Genomic DNA, 23,812 nt, shown 5'->3' on the forward strand with positions numbered 1-23,812 from the left:
TCAGTGCCAGTACTCGGCGCGGCGCCACACCATGACGGCCAGCATGAGCGGGACCATGAGCACGTGCCCGGCGACCATCAGGGTCCCGCCGCCGATCGCCTCGAACCAGAACGGCACCAGCAGCACGACGAACGGCAGGTACATCGCGGCGGCCATCTCGGCGATCCGCGGCCACGAGTGCCGGCGCAGCAGCATGGCCGCGGTCATGGCGACCGTCATGTTCGTGGCCTTGACGAGCGCGGCGGCGTCCGGGCGTTCGAGCCAGGCGACGGGCCAGAGCGGGTGCAGCACGACCATGCCGATGAGCATGGCGGCGACCATCTCGACGTAGTGCGCGGCGAACCGGGCGAGCTTGCGGGTGGTGGTCCGGGGTGGTGCGGCGGTGATCATCTCGGTTCCCTCCAGGTTTCTCCTGGACGAGAATCCCGGGTGCCGGCCCCGCTGCCAGGTGCCGGAAGTCATGACCCGGGTCATGTGACCGCTCAGAGCAGGCCGAGGTCCCTGGCCCGCAGGGCGGCTTGGGTGCGGTCGCGGGCGCCGAGCTTCCCCAGCAGGTTCGTCACGTGGTTCTTCACCGTGCCCTCGGCGAGGAACAGCGACGCCGCGATCTCGCGGTTGCTGCGGCCGTCCGCGAGCAGGCGCACTACTTCCCGCTCCCGCTCGGACAACGGCACCACCAGCGGCTGGGGCCGCGGCTCGGGCAGCTGCGCGAACCGCGCGACCACCTTCGCCGCCACCGACGGCTGCAGCACCGACTCGCCCCGCGCGGCCGCCAGCACCGCTTCGACCAGCCGCGCCGACGAGACGTCCTTGAGCAGGTAGCCGACGGCGCCCGCGCGCAGAGCCGCGAAGACGTCTTCGTCGTCGTCGAACGTCGTCAACGCGATGACCTGGACCGACGGGTGCTCCTGGCGCAGCCGCCGGGTCGCGCCGACGCCGTCGAGGACCGGCATGCGCAGGTCCATCAGGACGACGTCCGGTCGGAGCTCCGACGCCCGCTTCAGTGCCTCCTCGCCGTTGCCCGCCTCGCCGACGACGTCGATGTCGTCGTGGGTCGCGAGCAGGGTGGCGAGGGCTTCGCGGAACAGCGCCTGGTCGTCGACGAGCAGGACGCGGACCGGTGTCATCCCGGGACCTCCATGCTCAGTGCGCTGCCCTCGCCGGGCGCCGAGGTGAAGTCGAGCTTGCCACCCAGCTGCCCGGCGCGTTCCCGCAGCCCCAGCAGGCCGAAGCCGGTCGACGCGCCGCCGTTCGTGCCGGCGCCGTCGTCGCGGACCACGACCCGGACCGAGGCGTCGGCGTAGTCCAGGACCAGCTCGACGCGGCCCGCGCCGGCGTGCTTGCGGACGTTCGTCAGACCTTCCTGCGCCGTGCGGAAAAGGGCCTCCCGGTGTTCCGCCGGCAGCGGCCGCTCGGCACCGGAGACGGTCAGCTCGGCCGGGACACCGGCTTCCGAGACGAGCGCCCGCAACGCGTCCGGCAACGGCGTCGACCGCGGTTCGCGCAGCGCTTTCACCGATCGGCGGACCTCGGCGAGAGCGTTTTCGGCCTGTTCCTGCGCCTTCGCGAGGACCTCGTCGGCTTTGCCCGGGTCGGTCGGCAGCACCGCCCGCGCGGCCTTGACCTGCATCTGGACCACGGTCAGCGAGTGCCCGAGCCCGTCGTGGATGTCGCGCGCGACGCGGTTGCGCTCCTGCGCCGTCGCCAGCCGCTCGGCCTGGGTGGCGTAGTCGCGGAGTTTCGCGTGCGCCTCGGCGAGTTCGCCGCGTGAGCGCTGTTCCCGCACCAGCAGCTCGGTGATGACCGCGGCGAACAGCACCGAGACGAGCGTGCTGAGGCCTTCGCGCAGGCCCGCGCCCAGCGCCATCCCGAGGTGCACGAGCGGCACCACGGCGATGACGAGCGCGATGACCGGCAGGGGCAGCCGCAGCAGCACGCACTGGCTGACCAGCACGACGAGGAACAGCGTCGCCCCGACGCCGGCGCTGATCGTGAAGGTCACGAAGGCCAGTGGCAGCTGGACACCGACGTACGCGGCCTTCCCCACCCAGCCGTCGCGGGTGCGCACCCAGCCGAAGCCCGCCGTGGCGACGAGAGCGAACACCGCGCCGAAAACCAGAGCGGGCACGGGCTCCCCGGACCCGAGGACTCCGAGCACGATCGAGAGGAAGGCGCCGCAGGTCAGCACCCCGAGAGCCCGGTTCATGCGGTCACTGTGGGGCGTCCGGCCCGCGCGGTCAACCACTCGCTCACGCGGCCGTCCGGGTCCGCGCCGCTTACGCTGGGAACGACGGCGAAGCCGAGACGGGAGTCCGACATCGATGTCAGTCCTCTGGGGCGTGTCCTTCGACGCCACTCCGCTCTCCGGGGTCGTGGTCGAGTTCCTCAAGACGGCGCGCCGGTTCGCCGGCCACCGGGTCCACCTCGACCTCGGCTACGACATCAAGGCCGACAAGGGCGCGTTCTTCCGGCCCTACCGCGACGAAGCCGGGCTGCTGCCCGGGTGGGTCACGCTCGACCGCGTCGAAGGCGTCGACGGGATTCGCGGCTACGACCGCGAATTCGTCGATCGGGTCCTGCGCGAAGTGGTCCAGCACGGCGACGAGACGCTGCGTCCGGAGATCGACCGGATCGCCGGTGAGCTGGCCGGGAAGATCGTGGCGACCTGGGAGCGCCTCGGCGTCACGATGGTGATGGTGGAAAACGGCACCCTGCCCGAGAACCTCACCTACACCGAAGCGCTCTACCGCGCGATCGACCGCTACGGTGCCCGCCACCGCCTCGGCCGGTTCGTGTTCTGGCGCGACCACGACCTCATGTGGCAGAGCGAACCCGGCATCGCGAAGTACGGCCGGTTCCCGTACCCCGGTGTCCCCACACCGCGGAACTCCCCGCACATCCACTACTTCGCGCTGCACGAGCAGGCTCGGGCGAAGACCCTGGAGTGGGTTCCCGGTCTGCGGAACATCGACGTCCTGCCCAACGCGTTCGCCATCGCCCCCGCGCGGGTCGACGACCGCAACGCGGGTTTCCGCCGTGACCACGGGATTCCCGGCGACGTCCCGCTGCTCGCCCGGATCACGCGGATCATCCCGCAGAAGCGCATCGACCGGGACCTGCACCTCTTGGCCCTCCTGCCGGACGCGTGGCTGTTCGTCGCCGGCGACGTCGCCGAGGCGCCTTCGGAACACGACCGGCTCGCCGGGCTGGCGACGCGGCTCGGCGTCCGCGACCGCGTCGTGTTCGGCGGCTGGCTGACGCCGTACGACACGGCCGTGCCCGGCCGGTACTCGGTGCGCGACCTCCTCGCGCACGCGACCGTCGTGTCCTTCCTGACCTCCTACGACTACGAGAGCTACGGCAACCCGGTCAGCGAGGCGATCGCTTCCGGGACGCCGTACGTCACCAGCGGCTACGAGCTGTACGACGTCGTCTACGGCCGCAAGGGGTTCCGGGCCCCGGTGCTGGACATCCGGGCCCGCGACCTGCCGGACGCGGCGTTCGCGCGAGAGGTTTCCGAGCTGATCACCGACGAAGGGAAACGGGCGGACGTGGTGCGGGCGAACTCCGAACTCGGGCAGGCGCACTTCGGGACGCGGGTCGTCGACGACCTCGTCGACCGGCTCTACCCGCCACCGATGGGCGCCGGCACGCGGCTCTCCGTCGTGCTGCCGGTGTACAACGAGGCCGCGAACCTGCCGGAGGTCCTGCGCACGCTGCACGACCAGCGCGACGGCGACGCGCCCCTGGACAAGGGCCGGTACGAGGTCGTGCTCGTCGACAACAACTCGACCGACGACACCGTGGCCGTCGCGCGCGCCTTCGCGGCGTCCCACCCCGACCTGGCGCTGCACGTGATCGGCGAAGCCGAGCAGGGCGTCTCGTGCGCGCGGCGGGCGGGCATGGACTTCGCCGCGGCGCGCAGCCGGAACCGGCCGGACACCGATCCGGGGGAGCGGTTCTACCTCGTGTCGGCCGACGCCGACTGCCGCGTCGATCCGCACTGGCTGAGCGAACTGTGCACCGCGATGGAGGAGAGCAAAGCCGCGATCGGCGTCTGCGACTACTACTACGACGCTTCGCACTTCACCGGACGGCCGCGGTTGTGGGACGCGATCCAGCGGACACTGCGCTGCCGCGCCGTCACGTTCTCGCTGTTCGGCGGTTTCCCCGACGGCAAGGGGTTCGCCGTCGAGCGTGACGCCTACGAGCGCGCCGGCGGCATCGAGATCTTCTACCAGCTGCAGGACGGGAAGTTCGTCAGCCACCTGTCCGACGACTGGGACTTCGGGATCAAGGTCGCCAGCGGCGGCGACGCCATCACGTACGCGCCCCGCTCGCGCGTCGAGATCAACCCGCGCCGCGTCGACCACGCCATCGACGAGGTCATCGCCGGCCGGGCCTACGGATCCGACGGCATCATCGTCATGCGCGACATCCGGCCTTCGGTGCCCGCCGCCGCCTCGGATCTGACCGAAGCCGAAGCGCGGCAGGCGTGGGAGTTCTCGATCAAGGACTTCACGCCGAAGAACACGATCCTGCCGGTGCTGCTCACGCCCACGCTCCTCGAAGACGACGCCGTCACAGCGTTCTTCGGTGCCGATCTGGCGTCCCGGCTCGCGCGGCGGATCGCCGAGATCCGCGACGAGATGCGCGTCGTCGACTTCACGCCGATCCACGCGTACAAGACGCCGTCGTACCGGCTGTACTTCGAGTTCGCCGACGAGCTGTTCGCCTGCCTGCGGCGGCACGTCGGCGACGACATCGGTTTCCCGCCGCCACTGCCGCCGTGCCTGGCGGAGATCCCGGCGGAGCGCTTCGCGGAGTTCGTCCGCTACTACTGCGAAGACCGGGAATCCGGAGAGGCCCACAACTACTTCGGCAACGGAGGGGTGTTCTGATGACCCTCGCCTACGAAGAGGCGATCGGCTCGCTGCACACGCTCGACCCGGCGTGGCCGCGGCCCGCGGTGCTCGACGTCCTCGAGGCGCCGGAAAACCGGCACCTGCTCGACTTCGTGCAGGAGGACCCGTTCGGGGCGCACGTGTTCCCGGGCAACGTCCCCGGCTCGCCGTCGGACTTCCTGCGTGATCTCGACGCGCAGCTGGCCGCTTCGCGCCCCATCCACCTCTGGTCCTACATCCCGACCTGCGCGTACCGCTGCCGCTTCTGCCAGTACCCGGTGGTGCTGGTCAAGGGGAAACCCGAAGTGGCGTACGAGAAAGCGAAGCACTGGGTCGACCTCAACATCGCCGAAGCCCGGCTGTGGCTGGACGCCGTGCCGCACCTGGCCGGGGTCGAGGTGGGGGAGTTCAACGTCTTCGGCGGCACGCCGTCGCTGCTGCCGGAGCCGGAGATCCGGCGCCTGCTGGAGTTCTACCGCTCGGAGTTCGGGTTCACCGCGGACACGACGATCCGGTTCGAGGGCGACCCCAGCACGTTCACCCCGGCCAAGCTCGAGCTGCTGCGGGAGCTGGGCTGCACCAAGCTGTCCAGCGGCGTCCAGTCGTTCGACGACCACGTGCTGGAGCTGTGCGGCCGCGAGCACAGTGCGGAAATGTGCGTCGACTTCGTCCGCAACGCGGCGTCGATGGGGTTCGAGTGGGTCAGCATCGACCTGATGTACGGGCTGCTCGACCAGACCCTGGACAGCGTCCGCCGCGACCTCGACGTCGTGCTGGAGAACGAAGTCACGGCGGTGGTCTGCACGAAGCTGCACCTGGCGTCCTACAGCGACACCCGCACCGGCGTCACCGGCGAAAAGCCGGCGGCCTGGCAGCTTCCCGCGTACCGGGACAAGCTCGTGCGCGACGGCCACCGCTGGCCCACCCTCGGCGAGCAGTACCAGATGCGGGAGCTGCTCACCGACGGCCTGCGCGCCGAGGGCTACACCGAGCACCCGACGATGTACTTCGCGCGCGCCGGCCTCGGGCCCGAGAAGTGGAAGGCCATCATGGTCGACCAGGACAAGCAGGAAGCCGAGGTCGCGATCGGACTGGGCGGTTCGTCGAGCTGCCGCGCGTCCGAGGCGATCACCGACGTGAATTCGAAGCGGTACATCGAAACCGTGTCGGACGGCCGGATCCCGCTGGGCTCGGCCACGCGCTTCACGCCCGAGGCGCAGGAGGCGCGGGCGGTGAAGATGGCGCTGACGACGTTGCAGCCACTGCGGGATTCCCTGCACGCGTCGCGGTTCCCGGGGCGTTCGCTCTTCGCGGAACCGTGGCTGGGGAAGTTCCGGTCGCTGGCCGGGCGCGGGCTCGTCGAGCTGCGGCCGGTCGACGGCGTCGTCGAGCTCACCCGGGCGGGGGAGGTACTGGTCGAGGCGATCATCACCACCGAGCTATAGATCACCACATCGAGTGACCTATCGCTCGCGGGGAGCGACAAGGCCAGGCAGCATGGGCTTCGGACGTGCCCGTACCGAGATCGGAGCCCTGATGAGCCGAACCGTTGCCGGACACGACGAACAGCGGTGGCGGCCTCGGCTCGCCGCAGCGGGTGCCTTGGCCGCGCTCGCTTCGGTGGTCGTCGCCGTCCCCGCTGGAGCCACCGAAGCCGCGCCGGACTACTCCCTCGCCGGCACGAACTTCGCGGGCACGCAGATCGCGGCGCACGAAGGCGTCGTGCCGGGCTCGGCCCGAGCCGACACGACCGACCAGACGCTCGGCCACGACGTGAGCGGTCACCAGGGCCCGGTCGATTGGGGTGCCGCGGCGGCCGGCGGCGCGAAGTTCACCTACGTCAAGGCGACCGAAGGCACCGGGTTCGTCAACCCCCAGTACGGCCAGCAGTACGACGGCGCGCACGCGGCGGGCCTGATCCGCGGCGCGTACCACTTCGGCCGCCCCGACGTCTCGGGCGGCGCGGAGCAGGCGGAGTACTTCATCGCCCACGGCGGCGGCTGGCGGTCCGACGGCAAGACGCTCCCGGGCGCGCTGGACATCGAATACAACCCCTACGGCGACGTCTGCTACGGCAAGAACCCGGCCGACATGACGGCGTGGATCACCGACTTCACCCGCACCTACCTGGCGAAGGTCAAGCGCAGCGCGCTGATCTACACCAGCACGGCGTGGTGGAAGCAGTGCACCGGCAACGCGTCCGGGTTCGGGAACACGAACCCGCTGTGGCTCGCGCGGTACGGCCCGGAGGTCGGCGAGCTCCCGGCGGGCTGGGACAAGCAGAGCATCTGGCAGTTCGCGCGCGGCGGCGGCCTCCCGGGCGACCAGAACTACTACAACGGCCCGTTCGGCCGGGTGGTGGCGCTGGCCGGCGGCGCGGCTTAGCGCTCCCAGCGGCCCGTCAGGTCCGGCCACGGCGGCCGCCTCAGCACGGCGAGCGTACCGAGGGTCGCGGCGACCAGCCCGGTGCCCACGGCCAGCAGGGCCACGCGCGTCGCGTCGACCGCCGGTTCGAACTTGGCCTGGCCTTCGCGGATGGCGAACACCCCCGGCGGGTTGGTCACGGTGATGACCGTCGTGCCGTCGGGCGTCTCGTACGGTTCACCGAACAGCCGTGGGGTGCTCTCGGCTCGTCGGGGCAGGCCTCGCAGCGTCATGACACCTCATCGAACCCGCAAACCCGGCGGCTGACAAGATCGGACAAGCTGCTTGCCGCTTCGATGATCGGCTCCCTACCATCGATCGGATGCGAGCAGTCCATCGGATCGCTGTACTGGCCACGATTTCCGCGGTGGTCGTCGCCTCGGCGCCGGGTGCGGACGGCGCGGGACACGCCTGGTTCACGTCGTGGGCGCAGTCGCAGGACGGGCACGCGGACGCACCCGTCGCCGGCCGTTCGCTGCGGATGATCACGCACCTGAGCCAAGGCGGCGACGCCGTGCGCGTCCGGCTCCAGAACACGTTCGGCACCGGCCCGCTGACCATCGACCACGCCACCGTCGCGCCGAGCACGAGCGGCGCCGAGGTTGCCGGGGTGCGCGACCTGACCTTCGTCGGCTCGTCCGCCGTCACGATCCCGGTCGGCGCGGACGTCTGGAGCGACGAAACCCGGCTCGTGACGCGCCCGGACACGAACCTCGCGGTCAGCATGTTCGTCGCGGGCACGGTCACGCCCGGCCGCCACGGCGCGGCCCTGCGGGACAACTACCTCACCGCACCGGGCTCGGGCGACCACACGGCCGACGCTTCCGGCAGCGCTTTCACCTCCACGGTCGGCTCGACGTACGTCGTGAGCGCGGTCGACGTGCACAATCCCGCCTTGCACGGAACAGTCGTCCCGTTCGGCAGCTCGGTCGTCGACGGAATCGGCAGCACCAACTGCGGCCCGGGCTGCACGCAGCTCGGCGCGGACCGGCGCTGGACGGACGACCTGGCCCGCCGGATCGTCGCGGAGGCGCCCGCTTCGGCCCAGCTGGCGGTGGCGAACGCCGGCGTCTCGGGCACGACGAGCGCGCCGACGTGCCCGGGGATGCCGCCGTCGGTGGCGGGCCTGGACGCCGGGAGCCGCCTCGACCGCGACGTCCTGGCGCTGCACGGCGTCACGTCGGTCATCTACTACTACGGCACCAACGACCTCGCCTACGGCTGCGACGGCGCGACGATCCTGGCCAGCTACCGCGCCGTGTTCCAGCGGCTGCGCGCGGCCGGGATCGCCGTCTACGTCACGCCGAGCACGCCGCGGCCCGGCTACGACGACGCCGCGAACCTCGCCCGGCACGACATCGGCCTGTTCGTCTCCCGCTGGTCCTCGTGCGGCGGCACGTGTTCCGGCGTGGTGAACTTCGACGAGGTGCTGAAGGATCCCTTGAAGCCGAACAGCATCCTCCCGGCTTACGACAACGGCGACGGCATCCACGCGAACGCGGCGGGCCAGCGGGCGCTGGCGGACTTCATCTCCCTGCCGATGCTGGCCGGGTCCGCGCGCCGATGACCCGATCCGGGACGGTTCTTCACACGATGGCGTGACCGCGCGAGTCGGAACGGCCGGACTGTGCGCACGGTTCACCACAGTACGTCCGGTGATGAACAACTCGATGGACGACGCCGGGTGCTGCCTGCTGTCCGTGGCCTGGAACGTCGCCCCGCTGACCGAAGGGCGGCCGGACTCCCGGCGCGGCGACCTCCGGCGCAGGGTCGTGGCGGTGTGCCGCACCGCCGGGCACGGCGCCCGCGACTGGGCCACGCGGAACGGGACCGGCACCGAGGCCGAGTACCGGCCGTTCCTGCAGCTCGCCGACGTCGCCTACGAGATCGCCACGTTGCTGCAGCTGGTCGAGGACTTCCTGGTGCCGGACCTGGAGCGCGAGCACCGCCGCTGGGCCGAGATCGAGGAACTGGCTTCGCGGATGACGGAGCTCGCCGACTGGACGTCGGGATTCTTGAGCTTGTCAGGTTCCGCCTTACGCGCGTAAGGTCCACCCTGACAAGGGAGGTTTCGATGGCGGCTGCTGTCATCGCACGGTGTTCGTTCTGCGCGAAGCCGAACACGGAGGTGGACACGCTCGTCGGCGGTCCGGGGGTGTTCATCTGCGACGGCTGTGTCCAGCTGTGCGTTTCGGTGATCGACGGCAAGCCGTCGGACGCGCCGCTGATCGCGCCCTGGGAGCACGACCTGCCGCTCGAGCAGGTGCTGCAGAACCTCGGCCCGGTCGCGGCGGCGACCACGCAGGTGCAGCAGAACCTGGCCGCGTGGGTCGGCAAGGCGCGCGAGCTGGGCGGCACGTGGGCGCAGATCGGCGACGCGCTGGGGATGACCCGTCAGTCGGCCTGGGAGCGCTTCGGTCCGGCTACGGCTTGACGCCTACGCCGGCGTAGAGGCCGTCCTCTTCGGGATCGACGACGGCGGCGAGCCGGTCCGGCCGCCAGTTCGCGGAGGTGGTCAGCCCGGGTTCGACGAGTTCGAAGCCGTCGAAGAGGGCGAGCACCTCGTCACGCGAACGCGGGTAGATGCTGTCCTGCGTCGACCGCATGGTCTCGGCGATCTTGGGGTCGCGCAGGACGGCGAAGTCGTTGGTGAGGTGGGTGAGCGCGAAGTGGCTGCCGGGCGCGAGCGCGTCGCGGTAGGTCCCGAAGACACCCCGGACCTCCGGCAGGTAGTGCCCGAGGGTGATGGCCAGCAACCCGACGGGTTCGCTGAGGTCGAGCAGCTTCTGCACGGACTCGGAGCCGAGCACGGCTTCGGTGTCGGTGGCATCGGCCTCGAAGGCCTCGGCGTGCGGATTGTCCTTGAGCAGCATGAGACTGTGCGCGACGGCGACGGGTTCGTAGTCGACGTAGACGACCTTGGCCGCGGGATCGACGGCCTGGGCGACTTCGTGCACGTTGCCGACGGTCGGGATCCCGGAGCCGAGGTCCAGGAACTGCCGGACACCCTGCTCGAGCATGAACCGCACGACGCGCCGCAGAAAGGCCCGGTTCCGCCGGGCGACGGCGGCCACCTGGGGCTGAATGGCCTCGAGCCGCTGGGCAACGGCCCGATCGGCGGCGAGGTTGTGGGCCCCGCCGAGGAGGTAGTCGTAGATCCGGGCGGCACTGGGCCGCGAAAGGTCGGCATCGGGCGGAATCCAGTCCGCACCCTCCTGATCAGACACCCCACGACTCCCTTCGGCGCACCCACTCTAGCGGTCGCGGGTGGGTCCTCGTCAGGAGTTGCCGAGTCGCTGGGCACCGTAGGCTTCGAGAGCGTTGTGATAGATATCCTGCGCTTCCGGGTCCATGTCGATCTTCACAGTGAATGTGAGGTGCACGTCTTCGCCGGCGAGGAGGCGTGCGGTGAGTCCGTCCATCTGCTGCGAGTAGCGTTCGACGAACTCGCGGAGCTGCTGGATCGGCAAGTCCGCGAGCCTCGCTTCGGCGTTGGCGACGTGCTGGACCGCGTCGTCGTCGAAGCCGGTTGCCCGGATCCCGGCGGCCCAGTCGAGTAGCTCGCCGTAGATGCCGGTCAGCCGATTCGCCAGGTGGATGATCCGCTCGGGATCGCCGGGTTCACCAGGTCGCCCGAACGCGGCGACCTGTGCATCGTCCGACAACACGCGGTCGAGGTTGTCGACGATCCTGCTGACCGAGATCAGTTTGCTCGCCAGCCACGACAACCCGTCGTCCTCGAGAACCACTTCGCCGTTGTGGGGCGAGAATTCGATGACATGGTCCCGATACTTGTCCTCCAGGTCGGTGATTCCCTGGTGGAGGACGCCGCCGTAGAGAAGAAACTCCCAGCCGGGAGGTCGTTCGCTGAGTACGAGGGCGACGGCTTCCGGCGTCCGCGGCGCTCGACCGTCGAACTTCGGGGCCTGCGCCGGTGCATGGCTGCCGAGCTTGCTGAGAACGGCATCGACGATGCCTCGCGCACCGGCGAACTCGGCGTCGACGTAGCCGACGGTCGAGAGAAGCCCGGGAAGCTCCGAATCGTCGATGCGCACCGGAAGGATGTAGGGCGCGGCCTGCTGGAAAGCGCGATCCTGTGCTGCTTTCCGTTCGTAGGTCGTCCACTTCTTGGCGACGTAGTGGCTCGAGATGAAGAGAACGGCATAGCGAGCACGACGGCTGTAGATCGACTGGAGGAAGTCGACGAGGTTCTCTCCCCACATCTCAGCAGTGCTGTCTTCGTCGAAGAAGACCTTGACGTCATGCTCCTTGAGTTCGGTCACGACGCTTCTGACGAGCTCCCGGTCTTCGCCTGCGAACGACACGGCGATGTCGTAGTCATAAGTCTGTACGTCCGTCATGCGTGGTCACCTTCCCGTGCAGGAGCACACCCTAATTGCACAGGGCCGGATGACGGCGCACTCACGGTAGCGATCGTCGGTGGCGCGGTGGGCCCGCGTCAAACTTCCGAATCATCCACCGGGGTGCAGGCTCTCGTCCGTGAGCCGGTCGGCTCCCCAGCTGCGTTCGAGGTAGCCGACGATCCGCGTCACGTCCTCGGCCGGCACCTTTTCCGGCAGCCCGCGCTCGAGCGGGTCCACGTGGAAGAGGTAGAGCCGCGAGGCGAACTGGTCGAACGGCAGCGACGCTTCGCCGAACCGCTCGCCGTTGCCCGCGGTGGACACCACGACACCGTCGCCCCAGTCCTGGCCGCTGTCGTTGTTGGGGTTGAAGAAGTACACCCGCATGACGTCGTGGGGGTCCGGGGCGGCTCGCAGGATCGTGATCGCGTGCCAGCCGACGTAGCGGGCCGCGCTGTCGGTGACGGCGACCCCGGCCGGCTGCGGGTGGATCAGCGGCTGCCCGCCGTTGTAGGACGGGTGGTAGCTCGCGTGGAAGTGCCGGTAGAAGTCGTCGAGGTCGATCAGCTTCCCGGTGGCGACGTCGACGTTGATCCGGAAGCCGCGCGCCGTCCACCAGCCGTGGAACTCGGGGTTGACCCACCGGTGCGGGTCGCCGGCCCGATCGGCGCAGCGCCGTCCCATCTCGGCGTAGATCCGGTCCAGGTGCGGGACCACGAGCAGCGACACGGGATCCAGGTCCGCCGGCGCGGTGGCCGCCAGCCCGGGCACGGCGTCCTTCGACGAGATCGGCTGCCCCTCGAAGTGCATGATGACCTCGTCGTCGCGGGCGGCCCAGGCGACGATCTGCAGCAGGTAGTCGGGGTCGTTGTAGGCCCACATCGACAGCGCGCGGGCCGACTGGCACGTCGGGTTGTCGCCCTGGCCGACGCCGAGCGGCAAGCCCAGCATCGACAGCACGCCGGCGACCAGCCGCGCCTCCGGTCCAGGCCGGCCGCCGAACACCGTCGTCAGCCGTTCCCGCGCGGCCGGCGCGAGTTCCAGCGCCAGCTGGCGCCACAGCGCGGGCACCACCGGCGGCTCGTGGAGGATGCCGCGGTCGAGCAGCAGCGCGAGGCCGTAGATGCACTGCGCGGTCTGCGGGTGCACGGCGACCTCGATCAGCCGGTGCACGAGGTCGCGGTAGCGCAGCAGGCAGTTCCGGCCGGTGTCGGACAGGCCGAGCGCCTCGCCGAGGAGGTAGTCGCTCTCGTACCGCAGGAACCGCAGCAGCTCGGCGTGGTACGGCGACACCAGGCCGGTGTCGTGCATCGCCCGGGCGAACCCGGTGGCCTCGTACTGCAGGCCGACGGTGTCCATCGTCTCCAGCCGCGACCGGAAGACGTCGACGCCCGGGTCCTCCCGGCACGCCTCGGTGGTGCCGAAGAGGCTGGTGATGAGCCGGTCGAGCCCCTGCCCGGACGACGCGCCCAGTGCGACGTCCGGGTCATCGCGGTAGATCGCGATCCGGGTGATCAGCGACTGCACCTGCTCGACCTGGATCGGGCGCTGGCGCAGGATCCGCCAGATCTCGTCGACCAGCTCGTCCAGGACGCTGTCGTAGCCGACCTCGTCGGCGACGTGCCGGAACAGGTCCCGGATCAGCTGCGCGGTCCGGCCCTGCCGGACCCGCTCCGCCTCGGTGGGCGGGGTGAACAGCAGTTCCAGGTTCATCGCGAGGACCTGGGACAGGAACTGGCGGGCGTCGTCGGCCGACAGCGTCGGGTGCGCGAAGTCGCCGCGGGCGACCGCGAGCATCCGCAGCTCGCTGGTCGCCTCGATCACGACGGTGTCCGCGTTGTCGCTGCGCAAGCCGGGTCCGACCAGCGACGGGACGAGGATCTCCGGCGTGGCCCAGTCGGTGCCCAGGAACAGGCCGGCTTCCTCGATCGCCTGCGCCCGGGCTTGGATGGCCGCGGGACCGCCCGGCTGCAGCAGGACCCGCCGCAGGGCTTCGAGGACGCGCCGCAGCTTCGTGTGCTTGCCGAAGTCGCGGGTCTCGGCCAGCACCCGGACGGCGTCGTCGAGCGCGGCCACTCGCTTGTCCAGCGCGGCGGTGGGGTTCACGGGCGTCCCAAGGTGTCGGTCCACGTCAGACGTAGAAATCGTGTTCTTCCTGCTCCTTCAACAGATCCCGCATGCGGTAGGCATCGTCGCCGAAGAAGTACAGCAAACCCCAATGGGTGCCGAACGCGGTCCGCTTGGTGACGGTCTCTTCCAGCGGAGCCGAGAGATCGTGCGACTCGTAGTAGTCGTCGTCCTGCGTCTGTTCGGGGATCCGCAGTTCGCTGACGACCCGCCGGCGCGGGTAGACGCCGAAGCAGCCCGCGACGCCGGTGGCGTCGACGACCTCGCGCGGGAAGAAGGCGTCGATCTCTTCTTCGGTCGTCTTGGGGTCGAAGGCGAGCGCCAGGCCCTGGTAGGCGTTGAAGCCGTAAGCCCGCTCGAGGAGTTCGAAGACCTTGAAGCCCGGCGGCCGGTAAGCGACCTCGCCGAAATACATCTCACCGTCGCTGGTGACGAAGTACTCGGGGTGCACGAACCCGAACTCGATGTCGAAGGCCTTGATGAGCTTCTCGATCTGCGCGGTGATCTGCGGCCGGTACTTCTCCAGCTCCGAGGTGGCCGGCACGAAGACGGAGTACCCGAGCGTGACGTACTCGGAGATGTTGAGGAACTTGATCTTCCCGTTGTGGATCCACGCTTCGACGGCGAACTCCCAGCCGTCCAGGTGGGACTCCATGAGCACGGGGAACTCGTCGTCCGGGATGGTGTCGATCTCGTCGGGGGTGCGGATGACGCGGTGCCCGAGGCAGCCGGCCTTGTCGAACGCCTTGAGGTGGATCGGGTCGTTGGGGTCGCCGTCCAGCTTGAGCAGCGTCTGGTTGACGCGCTTGAGGAAGCGGACGACGTCGTCGCGGTCGTGGGCCTCCTCGAAGATCCCGACCCGGATCCCGCCGAGCTGCGCGCGCCGCTTCATCAAAGCCTTGTCCCGCAACAACATGGCCTGCCCGAAGAGGCGCGGGTTGTCGAGCAGCACGGAGTTGATCGCCCCGGCCCACTCGACGGTCTCTTCGAACAGCGGGATCGCGACGTCGACGCCTCTGTCCTTGAGGATCTCGGCGATCTCCAGCGAGCGGTCGTTGAGCCGTTCGAAGTTCCAAGGAACATAGGGGATGTCGTGCTCGACGCAGTAGGCCTCGGCCCAATCCGGTGCCACGACGAGGTAACGCCGATCGAAGCGGTCGAGGGCCTCCACCGCGTTGAGGCTCCAGCCGAGCAGAGCCAGATGTCCCTTGTCGGGATTCTTCGCAGCCGGTTCGGGCAGCGGCATGGACCATTCCTCCGGTTCGGCGGCCGTTATGTCTCGTGGGCCAACCGTACCGGGGGGTTCCGGGGGTCTGCCGATCGGAAGATCCGGGTGGGGTGGGGTTGTGTTGTGTGGGCTCGGGAAAGGGGCCGGGTGTGACGCGTCACAGGAGCGGCGCGGTGTCACCGTCGGCAACGCTCACGGGCAGTTAACGTTTCGGCGGGCTCGTGCGACTCCCCTTGGCGCAGCTGTGCAGGGAGAGGGAGGCCCGTGTTCACCAGGTTGTACTTCCCGTGTGTGCCATGGCTCGTCGGGATCTACCGCGCGGAGCTGCGCACCGGTCGGATCGCCCTGCACGGGGCCCTGTTCGCGAGCAAGCACCTCGCGCGCGTGCGGGGGCGGTACCACCAGGAGTTCCAGCGGGACTTGTTCAGCTGGATCCACATCGGGCCACGGGACAAGGTCATCGAGGAGCTGCGCGTCGCGTCGCTGGTCACCATCCTGTTCCTGACGTTCTTCATGACCCCGGTGGTCGTGGTGGGGGAGCTGGCGAACGCCTCGGTGCTCCGGCTGGGACTGGCGATCGCACTGGTGATCGGCTGCTGGCTGGTGACGGCGTTGGTGCTGGTGCCGATCATGAGCTTCAGTGTGCTGTGGGCGCAGGTCACCGCATTCGTACTGGCTGTTGTGTTCGCGGCGGTGGTCATCGGTATCTTCGAGGGCGGGCCGCGCGATGTGGGCGTGGTGCGGCCGCTGACGCTCGGGATCAGCTGGTACGTGGTCGCCTGGCTGTTCGGCTCGGACGAAGATCCGGCGGACCCGGCGGCCGGACGGCTACGAGCTTTTTCGTTCTCGGTCCCGTTGTTCCCGTTCGCGCCGTTCCTGACCGCGCGACTGCTCATCGGGCCTGGCTACGAGGGGTCGGAGGTGCTGCTCGCCGGACTGCTTTCGCTGGCACTGACCGGCGCTTTGGCCGCGGTGGTGATATTCGGTGTCTTCCGGGTCGTCAACCCGGCCAACGTCCTCAGCTCCTACGGGTCGCTGCTGCTGACCGTGACCGCGTTGCTGGTGCCCATCACACTGGTGCCGCGCGGCCCGCAGTGGGCGGTTTGCGCGGTGCGTGGCGCCGTACTGGCTTCCGGCATCGGCATGCTGGCCGTGGTGGCGACGAGCCTGGTCTTCTTCGCGCTGACGGCCTTCAGCGGACGCATGGGTGTCGCCAAGGACCCGGAGGTCCAGATCGTGTGGGGGTTGGCGTTCCAGGTACTCGACCTGGAGTTCGGTGAACCCCACTGGTGGACGCTGGCCGTCCCGGAGCGAGCGGACGAGCGCGCCGGCAAGCGCTGGGTGCGCCGGACGCTCGCGGCGCGCGGCCGTCCCGGTCCGATCGGCCGGGAGCGGGAGCGGCGGCTGGTCGAGCGCCAGGATGGGCTCATCGTGCTCTTCGACCGCTACTTCGCACCGCGTTTCCGGGTGTACAACGAGGAGACCAACGAGTTCGTGCGGCAGCAGAGCCGGGGCATGGCCGCGACCATGGCCTTGTGGCAGCGACAGTTCCTGTTGCGCGGCAGCAAGACCGCCGACCTCCTGCTGCCCAAGCTCGTCCGGGCACTGGACGCGGCCGTGAGCCGCGAGTGGGACCGGTTCGAACGCACCGAGATGGCGGTACTGCCGCGTCGCCGTCGCCGTCGCTTCCTGGCACTCGCCAGGCAGACCGTGGTCGCGGTGCTGCCACTCGCCGCGGTGGCCGCGCTGGTGCTGTCCCCGCTCCGGCTCCCCGACGCACTGATCGGCTCGCTCGTCACCTTCGCACTGACCTGGCTGGCGGCCAACCTCCTGCGCGCGGTCGACCCGAGCACCTCCGAGTCACTGGACATAGCCGACAAACTGACCCGCGCCACCCGAGGCAACTAAGCCCAAAAAGGACGGCCGAGGGGCCGGCCGGGCCACGTCGAACCCGCGCCGCGGCACCGGCGTCAGCCGAACGCCCGCGCTTGGCGGTTCGACAAGATCAGCGGGGCCCGCAGGGGCCCGCTCTGAACACCGATCCTGAAGGACGCGATGGGCGAGGCTATAGAGCAGTGGTCGGGCGACGGTAGTCAGTCAGGCACGTGCTCGGACGCTCCCATTGGGTGATCATGGGACGGAGCGACTCTGAGCGGCACAAAAGGCCTGTGAGCTGCGGTTTCGCTGCTCACGGCCTTGCAAGTGCGTCCGTCGAGCTGGCAGGATTTTGAACTTGCGGCCCCTTGCACTTACTTGCTGGATCGAGGACGTGCGCGTCTGCCTGGCTGCCGCCGTTGTGCAGGCATGTTCCGGGTCCGTGGTCATCGTCATCCATCGTCGTTTGCGGGTGCCATGTGGGCAGAATGTGGGCTGCTCCCCTTGGGGGCGCAAGATGTGATCTTGGCGACGAGCGGAGCCTGTTGCTAACCCACTTACGCGGTGCGTCGCACTACGAGCTCGTCTGGCCAGGTCTGAACACGGGTGAGTTCGGAGGGGAGTCGGGCCCGGCTGCGACGTCCCTGTAGGCAGGGTCAGGTTGGACTACTTCTGCAGTAGCGGTAATGGTTGTTTTAGTTTGGACATCGGCCGAGGCGGATTTGACTTCAGCCCAAAGCCGAAGGATATCACCAATCAAAAGGTAGGCACCGGTTATGAACCGTGAAGCCTCGTACTTAGAAACCTCCGCGTGAGCGCCTTTGTGGCCGGCGTCATCAAATGCATCGATACGCTTTCCGAAGTCTTGCAGGTCGGCTGTCACGACGTCTCTCAAGGTGTTGCCGACCGCATTCTGGTTAGCTATCCAATCTATCAGGCGATTGATGTACCTATCGTCAGTCATTGGTCGGCCGTCTATCGGCTCCCCTGGTTGGCGGAGCTCATCTGCTATCGCCTTTAAAAGTCGGCGGCATGCCGAAGCGGCATTCGCCCAATGTTCGGGATTGCCCGAAGAGGCATTCTCGAAGGCGGCAGACAGCTTAGTTGCTGCACTAGGGGTTAGTTGAGCGATCCGACTATCAACCTCGTTTCGCACCGTGGTAAAGGCGTCTTCTACAGCGGCCCCGAAGCGAAGTTCTATCTCCTTTGAGCTGACGTAAAGGTAGACGGCTCCAACAATTCGTCCCAGGATTTCTTCGCCATGTCGTATCGATTCGGTTATTTCCATCCTTTCTCTAGCGTTTCCGGGGGGAGGCTCAACAACCTGCTGTGGATTGGCTGAAGAGATACTCAAATCGCGATCGCGAGCAGCTTCAAGGTGAATCTTGCCTGAATCAATACTGGCCTGTAGTTCATTCAGGCTTGATGACCAATAAGTCTGCCTCCCTTCTTCTTTATCAAAGGTCGCTTCGCGTCGTGAAAGCTTCGCAGCTCGAATGCCGGATGGCGTGAGTCGGTCGTCCTTAATCTCGAATCCAGAAACCTCTTGTGATAGCCAGTCAATCGCGTCGACGTCGTCTGAGAGGCGTGCTAATCTGCTTGCTTTTCGAACAATCTGAGGCGGAGGAAGTCGCGAAAGCTCGATGTCGGACAGGATCTCTTCTGCTAGGGCCAGTGCGGCATCGCGCCGAGTCAACGTCATTGTCCAGTCCTCGTTGTTATTGCCAGTGCTTCTATGTCGTTCGACTGCTACGCGGTGTTACTGATCACAAGCAAGTGGGCGGCCTTTCGGTATCTCGACGACTTGGCGCAGCCCGATCACGCTGTGTCAAGGGGGCGCTTCTCGCCTGACCGCCGTTGACTTGCTCGGTCGCCCCTTTACGCGGCGTGATAGCCCTCTGGGAGGTCGTCGAGATACCGTTTGGCCGCACACGGACGCAACCGCCGCGCACGTCCCGGCCGTCTCGATGATCTGCCCGTCCGGCGAGGACATCTCTTCTTCTTGAGCCCGGCCCCCGGTGGCGAGCATGGCGGCGTGATGATCAGCCCCGGGGCATGTGGGCAGAATGTGGGCAGCCCCGGGGCTGAGTCGCGTCCGGAGCTGCCTCGGGAATGAAAAAGCCACGTCCACCTGAGTGAACGTGGCCGATCCGGTCGGGCTGACAGGATTTGAACCTGCGACCCCTTGACCCCCAGTCAAGTGCGCTACCAAACTGCGCCACAGCCCGGACCCGCACTCGCTGAGTGCGTGAGAAGTACTTTAGCGTGCCCGCCGAACCACCCTGCGCGCGGGGTCCTGATCCGCCTGACCTGCGCAAACAGGTCAGGCGGGCTCGGGGGGCTCACGCAGCGTTGCCGGCGTGGGTCAGCGTCTGCCACGCCACGAACAGGTTGTTCGAACCCGCCGGGCGCTGGCGCTCCGTCAGCGTCTGCGTGTTCGCCATCGCGATGCCCAAGCGCGTGTGCAGCGCGTTGAAGCCCACCTCCGTCACCGGGCCCAGGCCCAGCTTCAACGAACCGCCGCAGAGCCAGGACGGCACCGCCGTGCCCAGCTGGTACTTCGACTGGAACCCCAGCGCTTGGCGCAGGCGCTCGCCCACGTCCGTTCCGTACACGTCCTGGCCCTGGATGCGCAGCGTCTCCGCCACGTCCGCGATCGCCGCTATTCCGTAGCCCGTGTGGGTGAAGTCGCGGCAGGTCTCCTGCGTGAGGCCGTCCACGAACGTTCCCTGGCCCTGCCAATAGCCGACGATCTGATCCCTGGTCGACAACCCGCTGCCCGGGACCGTCTTGGGCAACGATCCGTCGGAGGACAGGTACACGTAGGCCGCGACGCGGTTGCGGTAGCGGGTCACCGCCTTGTCGAAGTTCGTCTTGTCCTCCAGGAACACCGAGATGCCGACCGCGGCCTCCATCATGGACAGTTCCCAGTTGCCGTTGCTGTTGCTGCCGTTGATGATTTTGTTCAGGTAGACATTGCGCAGCATCGTGCCGAAACGGCCTGAGTTCGGCCAGCTCGTGTACGTGTACTTGATGATCTCCGCCGCGCGCGGCCAGGACGAGCCCGCCCAGCCCGTCTGCAGGGGCGCGTTGCTGTTGGTGTGACTCGTGATCGTCGCCGACCACGCGTCCATCAGCGCGATCGCTTTCTGCGCGTAGCGGGCGTCGCCGGAGATGTACCAGATCAGGGCGTCCGTGTACGCCGCGATCGCGTCTTCGCGCTCGTCCGTGCAGCCGTAGTTCGGGTTCGAGTACGAGCCGCATTCGACGACCGCGCGTGGCTTCGGTGTCCGCGAAAGCGATGCGTACGCACTCGCTTTGGCTTGGTCGTAAGCGGCTTTCCACGGCTGGGCACCGGCGTTCACCTGCGCCTTCACGAAGTCCAGCTGCGGGCGGCTGACCAGCACGCCCGGGTGCGTGAACGTCGCCGGCGCCGCGGGGGCCGGGGTGGCGACGAGGCCCAGGGCCAGCGGGACCGAGAGGGCGAGGGTCAGGACTTTTCTCAAGCGGGACATGGCTCTCCTCGAGACGGCGTTGTCCTTGAAGGGAGGTGGTTCACCAGCGCGCTGTCCCGACAGTCTCATGGTCCAGACCATCGTCAGTCAAGAAGCGGGATGCCCTTTCTTCGTCTCCTGAAGAAAAGAGCCGGAAAATGTTCAGCCCGCTGAACGGAAAACGCCTTCCGTTCAGCGGGCTGAATTACCGTGCCATTAGCCGAGACCCGCGCTGACGGCGTTCATCAACGTCCCGGTGTCACCCGACATCTCCCACGCCATCACGCCGAGCAGGCCGCGCTGCTTCAGCCACGTCGTCTTCAGCCCGATCGACCAAGCGTCGTCGAACGTCCACCACTGGCCGCCGTTGCCCGTGTAGCACGACGTCGCCACCGCCGCCGTGTCGTGGTGGACCGTGCACCCCGGCACGCTCGCCAGCAGGTTCGCGTACCCGCGGGTCCCCGCTTCCTCGGCGAACTGCCCCGGCGCGGCCCCGGTCGCCGACTGCCATTCGCCGCTCTTGCCGCCGTCCGCCACGCCCTGCCAGCCTCGTCCGTAGAACGCCAACCCCAAGGTCAGCCGCCGTGGGTCGACGCCCGCGTTCGTGTACGCGTTGATCGCCGCTTCCGCGCTGAAGTGGAAGTTGTACGGGTCGTCCGCGTCCGCGTACAGGTTGCCCTGGTGCCCGGTGCGGTTCGGCTCCCACGAGTTGTCGCTGCCCGAACCGTGGAAGTCGTACCCCTGCACGTTCGCCACGTCCAGGTAGCTGAACACCTTCGACAGGTCCCAGCCGGAGGCCACCTTGGCCGGGTCCGCCGGCGTGAACGCGTGCAGCTGGTACCGCTTGCCGGTCGTCGCACCGTACGCGTCGAGCTGCGCGCGGAACTCGGCCAGCAACGCCGTCAGGTTGTTCTTGTCGTTCGGGCTCCAGTGGTTGCCCGGGTGGCCGTCGGCGCTCGCCGGCCACTCCCAGTCGAGGTCGATGCCGTCGAAGAGGTCGGCCGCCGTGCCCGGGCCGCCCGCGCCGCCGTAGGTCGCGAGGTTGCCCTTGATCCACGTGTCGAGGCACGACGCGACGAACTTCTTGCGCGACGCGTCCGTGGCCGCGACGTCCGAGAAGTACTTCGAATACGTCCAGCCGCCCAGCGAGACCAGCACCTTCAGGTTCGGGTGCTTCGCCTTGAGCTTCTTGAGCTGGTTGAAGTTGCCGCGCAACGACTCCCAGCCCGTGTCGGCCACGCCGTCCACCGACTGCGCCGCCGCGAACGGCCGCGAGTAGTCGGCTTCGGCGTCACCCGCGCCGTCACCCTGGTTGGGATCCTGCGGGTTCGCGGTCGTGCCCTTCGTGACGCCGGAGAGGCACGTCAGGTTCACCGGGTCGATGTTCTCGAAGGCGTACAGCAGGTGCGTCAGCTTCGCCGCCGCGCCCGACGTCTCGAGGTTTTTGACGAAGTACTGGCGCCCGTAGATGCCCCACTGCACGAAGTACCCGACCTTCGCGTAGCCCGCGACGATGTCGCCGGTCCGCGCGGTCACCGCGGCACTCGGCGCGGACACGTTGTCGTAGCCGTCCCGGGCGCGCACCGTGAAGGTGTACGAAGTGGACGGTGCCAGCCCCGTCACGACGGCGGACGTCGTGGTCACCGTGGTCGCCAGGGTGGAACCGCGGTAGACGTCGTAGCTGACCACGCCGGTGTTGTCCGTCGACGCCGTCCAGGTGAGGGAGACGCTGCCCGAGTCGGCGGCTGTCGAGCGCAGGCCGCTCGGCGCGGACGGCGGGGAAGTGTCGTCGGCCGGGTTGTTGGTCGTCACGGCCAGGGCCGCGCTCGCCGCGGACGTCGTGCCCTTGGAGTCCTTGGCCTTCACCGTGAACGAGTACGCGGTACCCGGCGTGAGCCCGCTGATCGTGGCGCTCGTCCCGGTCACCGACGCGGCCAAGGCCGTGCCCTGGTAGACGTCGTAGCCGGTCACCGGGAGCGATCCGGCCGTCGAGGCGTTCCAGGCCAGCGCGACCGTCTTGGTCGTCTTCGCGACCAGCCGCAGGTTGGCCGGCGCGCCCGGGGGAGTGTCGGGTGAACCGTCGCAGTTCGCGTTGTCGACGCGGCACTGCGCCGGCGTCGCCGCCGCGCTGAGCCGGAAGGTCGGGCTGTACGGGTAGGTGGTGCGGCCCGGCGCCAGTGTCGCGATGTAGTACGCCGGGGTGACCGTGACCTGGGTGCCGTTCTGCGTCACCGTGCCGTTTTCGCCGGTCGAGGCGGTGACGCCGGCGGGCAGCGTGAAGGTGATCGCCCAGTTGCTCACCGAGGCGGTCCCGGTGTTGGCGACGGTGTAGGTGCCGGTGGTGCCGCTCATCGCCAGGGTGGCGGTCAGCGAACCGGCCGCGGCAGCGGGTGGCGCGAGCGCCGCGACGCCGCCGGTGGCGATCAGTACGGCGGCGAGCGCGGAGCGTAGTCGTGCGGGAGTGCGTCTCATGGCGGTTCTCCAAGCGACACGAGGGACAAGGTGGTCTAGACCACGTCCGAATGTAACCCGCACCGGATAACCGGTCTAGACCACATCGATCAAGACGAAACGGGCCCGCGCCCGAACGGTCGAAGCCGTTGTCCGAACGGAGGTTTCACCGCCCCGTGAAGGTCGCTTTCCCCGGTCCGTCGGCGAGGAACGACTTCACGGCGTTGCGGAGGTCTTCAGTCTCGAACAGCTCGGCGGCGATCGACGTGATGTTCGCGTTCGCCTCCGGGACACCGCCGGCGGAGAAGTGGTCGAGGACGCGCTTGGTCGCAGCGTGAGCGCGCGTCGGCCCCTCGGCGAGCCGGGCGGCGAAGGCACGGGCCGCGTCGTCGAAGCCGTCGTCGGCCAGGACGCGGTTGACGACGTTCCAGCGTTCGAGCGTCGCGGCGTCGTAGGTGTCCCCGGTCATCACGAACTCCTTGGCGCGGCCGACGCCGGCGCGCGCGGCGAGCCGCTGGGTGCCGCCCATGGTCGGCGTCAGCCCGACGACCTTCTCGACCAGCCCGAACTTCGCGCGCGACGCGGCGAGGAGGAGATCGCACGCCACGGCCACCTCGAACGCCCAGGTCAGGCAGAGGCCGTGCGCGGCGAACACCGTCGGGAACGGCAGGGCGGCGATCCGGTCCGGCACCGCGAGCATCTCGTCGAAGAGCACCTTCGCCTCGGCGGGCGAGCCCTGCGCGTCGAACAGCGAGACGTCTACGCCGCCGCTGACCACCTTGCCCTCGGCGCGGATCAGCAGCGCTCGCGCGGGCGACGTTTCCAGGGCGCCGATGGCGTCGGACAGGTCCGTTTGCAGCGAAGCCGTGTAGAGGTTCAACGGCGGAGCGTCGATCGTGAGGACGGCGAGCCCGCCGTCACGGTCGAGGCGGACCTGGTCGGTCATGT

The 23,812-nt window shown here is 68.6% G+C and carries 19 protein-coding genes and 1 tRNA gene; 7 read left to right on the top strand and 13 right to left on the bottom strand.

All coding sequences use genetic code 11. The features are described 5' to 3' along the window. The 3 genes from AA23TX_RS48570 to AA23TX_RS48580 form a co-directional block, all read right to left on the bottom strand. Nucleotides 1–390, bottom strand: coding sequence for a hypothetical protein (locus tag AA23TX_RS48570; RefSeq protein WP_155549810.1), 390 nt, complete (start codon nucleotides 388–390; stop codon nucleotides 1–3). 92 nt (nucleotides 391–482) lie between these two features. Next, nucleotides 483–1,127, bottom strand: coding sequence for a response regulator (locus AA23TX_RS48575; RefSeq protein WP_155549811.1), 645 nt, complete (start codon nucleotides 1,125–1,127; stop codon nucleotides 483–485). After that, nucleotides 1,124–2,206, bottom strand: a complete 1,083-nt coding sequence (locus AA23TX_RS48580; RefSeq protein ID WP_155549812.1) for a sensor histidine kinase — start codon at nucleotides 2,204–2,206, stop codon at nucleotides 1,124–1,126. The genes AA23TX_RS48575 and AA23TX_RS48580 overlap by 4 nt, the downstream gene beginning before the upstream one ends. Before the next feature lie 115 nt (nucleotides 2,207–2,321). Between AA23TX_RS48580 and AA23TX_RS48585 the strand changes: the two genes are divergently transcribed. From AA23TX_RS48585 to AA23TX_RS48595, 3 genes are all read left to right on the top strand, one after another. After that, nucleotides 2,322–4,901 carry a glycosyltransferase gene (locus tag AA23TX_RS48585; RefSeq protein ID WP_155549813.1) on the top strand — a complete coding sequence of 860 codons (2,580 nt, stop codon included), beginning with the start codon at nucleotides 2,322–2,324 and terminating at the stop codon, nucleotides 4,899–4,901. Continuing rightward, the gene (locus AA23TX_RS48590; RefSeq protein WP_155549814.1) at nucleotides 4,901–6,349 is read left to right on the top strand and encodes a radical SAM protein; all 1,449 of its coding nucleotides are present in this window, start codon (nucleotides 4,901–4,903) and stop codon (nucleotides 6,347–6,349) included. The genes AA23TX_RS48585 and AA23TX_RS48590 overlap by 1 nt, the downstream gene beginning before the upstream one ends. Before the next feature lie 91 nt (nucleotides 6,350–6,440). Continuing rightward, on the top strand, nucleotides 6,441–7,289 hold the full coding sequence (locus tag AA23TX_RS48595; protein ID WP_155549815.1) for a GH25 family lysozyme: 849 nt from the start codon (nucleotides 6,441–6,443) through the stop codon (nucleotides 7,287–7,289). Here AA23TX_RS48595 and AA23TX_RS48600 read toward each other — a convergent pair. After that, nucleotides 7,286–7,561, bottom strand: coding sequence for a hypothetical protein (locus AA23TX_RS48600; RefSeq protein WP_155549816.1), 276 nt, complete (start codon nucleotides 7,559–7,561; stop codon nucleotides 7,286–7,288). The two genes, AA23TX_RS48595 and AA23TX_RS48600, sit on opposite strands and share 4 nt — an antisense overlap. A gap of 89 nt (nucleotides 7,562–7,650) precedes the next feature. Here AA23TX_RS48600 and AA23TX_RS48605 point away from each other — a divergent pair, with 89 nt between their 5' ends. From AA23TX_RS48605 to AA23TX_RS48615, 3 genes are all read left to right on the top strand, one after another. Beyond that, on the top strand, nucleotides 7,651–8,895 hold the full coding sequence (locus AA23TX_RS48605) for a GDSL-type esterase/lipase family protein (protein WP_196425960.1): 1,245 nt from the start codon (nucleotides 7,651–7,653) through the stop codon (nucleotides 8,893–8,895). Between the two features lie 91 nt (nucleotides 8,896–8,986). Further along, complete coding sequence (locus AA23TX_RS48610) at nucleotides 8,987–9,376, top strand: hypothetical protein (RefSeq protein ID WP_196425978.1); 390 nt, start codon at nucleotides 8,987–8,989, stop codon at nucleotides 9,374–9,376. A gap of 26 nt (nucleotides 9,377–9,402) precedes the next feature. Beyond that, nucleotides 9,403–9,762 (top strand): ClpX C4-type zinc finger protein, encoded by a 360-nt coding sequence (locus AA23TX_RS48615; RefSeq protein ID WP_155549819.1) that lies wholly within the window; start codon nucleotides 9,403–9,405, stop codon nucleotides 9,760–9,762. On the opposite strand, the gene AA23TX_RS48620 is transcribed toward AA23TX_RS48615, so the two are convergent. The 4 genes from AA23TX_RS48620 to AA23TX_RS48635 form a co-directional block, all read right to left on the bottom strand. Continuing rightward, complete coding sequence (locus AA23TX_RS48620) at nucleotides 9,752–10,555, bottom strand: SAM-dependent methyltransferase (protein WP_155549820.1); 804 nt, start codon at nucleotides 10,553–10,555, stop codon at nucleotides 9,752–9,754. The two genes, AA23TX_RS48615 and AA23TX_RS48620, sit on opposite strands and share 11 nt — an antisense overlap. A 51-nt stretch (nucleotides 10,556–10,606) precedes the next feature. Beyond that, nucleotides 10,607–11,689 (bottom strand): toll/interleukin-1 receptor domain-containing protein, encoded by a 1,083-nt coding sequence (locus tag AA23TX_RS48625; RefSeq protein WP_155549821.1) that lies wholly within the window; start codon nucleotides 11,687–11,689, stop codon nucleotides 10,607–10,609. Nucleotides 11,690–11,800: 111 nt separating this feature from the next. Then, complete coding sequence (locus tag AA23TX_RS48630) at nucleotides 11,801–13,795, bottom strand: hypothetical protein (protein ID WP_230863145.1); 1,995 nt, start codon at nucleotides 13,793–13,795, stop codon at nucleotides 11,801–11,803. Nucleotides 13,796–13,820: 25 nt separating this feature from the next. Beyond that, on the bottom strand, nucleotides 13,821–15,062 hold the full coding sequence (locus tag AA23TX_RS48635; RefSeq protein WP_155549823.1) for an ATP-grasp domain-containing protein: 1,242 nt from the start codon (nucleotides 15,060–15,062) through the stop codon (nucleotides 13,821–13,823). A gap of 246 nt (nucleotides 15,063–15,308) precedes the next feature. Between AA23TX_RS48635 and AA23TX_RS48640 the strand changes: the two genes are divergently transcribed. Continuing rightward, nucleotides 15,309–16,952, top strand: coding sequence for a hypothetical protein (locus AA23TX_RS48640; RefSeq protein ID WP_155549824.1), 1,644 nt, complete (start codon nucleotides 15,309–15,311; stop codon nucleotides 16,950–16,952). 541 nt (nucleotides 16,953–17,493) lie between these two features. On the opposite strand, the gene AA23TX_RS48645 is transcribed toward AA23TX_RS48640, so the two are convergent. The 5 genes from AA23TX_RS48645 to AA23TX_RS48665 form a co-directional block, all read right to left on the bottom strand. Next, on the bottom strand, nucleotides 17,494–18,621 hold the full coding sequence (locus AA23TX_RS48645; RefSeq protein ID WP_155549825.1) for an AbiTii domain-containing protein: 1,128 nt from the start codon (nucleotides 18,619–18,621) through the stop codon (nucleotides 17,494–17,496). Nucleotides 18,622–19,073: 452 nt separating this feature from the next. Next, nucleotides 19,074–19,147, bottom strand: a tRNA-Pro gene (locus tag AA23TX_RS48650). A 114-nt stretch (nucleotides 19,148–19,261) separates the two neighbouring features. Then, nucleotides 19,262–20,434: an alginate lyase family protein gene (locus tag AA23TX_RS48655; protein WP_155549826.1), complete on the bottom strand. Its 1,173-nt coding sequence runs from the start codon at nucleotides 20,432–20,434 to the stop codon at nucleotides 19,262–19,264. 195 nt (nucleotides 20,435–20,629) lie between these two features. After that, a complete protein-coding gene (locus tag AA23TX_RS48660; protein ID WP_155549827.1) occupies nucleotides 20,630–22,885 on the bottom strand; it encodes a glycosyl hydrolase family 18 protein in 2,256 nt (751 codons plus the stop codon). A 145-nt stretch (nucleotides 22,886–23,030) separates the two neighbouring features. Next, on the bottom strand, nucleotides 23,031–23,810 hold the full coding sequence (locus tag AA23TX_RS48665; protein WP_196425961.1) for an enoyl-CoA hydratase/isomerase family protein: 780 nt from the start codon (nucleotides 23,808–23,810) through the stop codon (nucleotides 23,031–23,033). Nucleotides 23,811–23,812 lie beyond the last annotated feature (2 nt).

Source organism: Amycolatopsis camponoti (assembly GCF_902497555.1).
GTDB lineage: Bacteria > Actinomycetota > Actinomycetes > Mycobacteriales > Pseudonocardiaceae > Amycolatopsis > Amycolatopsis camponoti.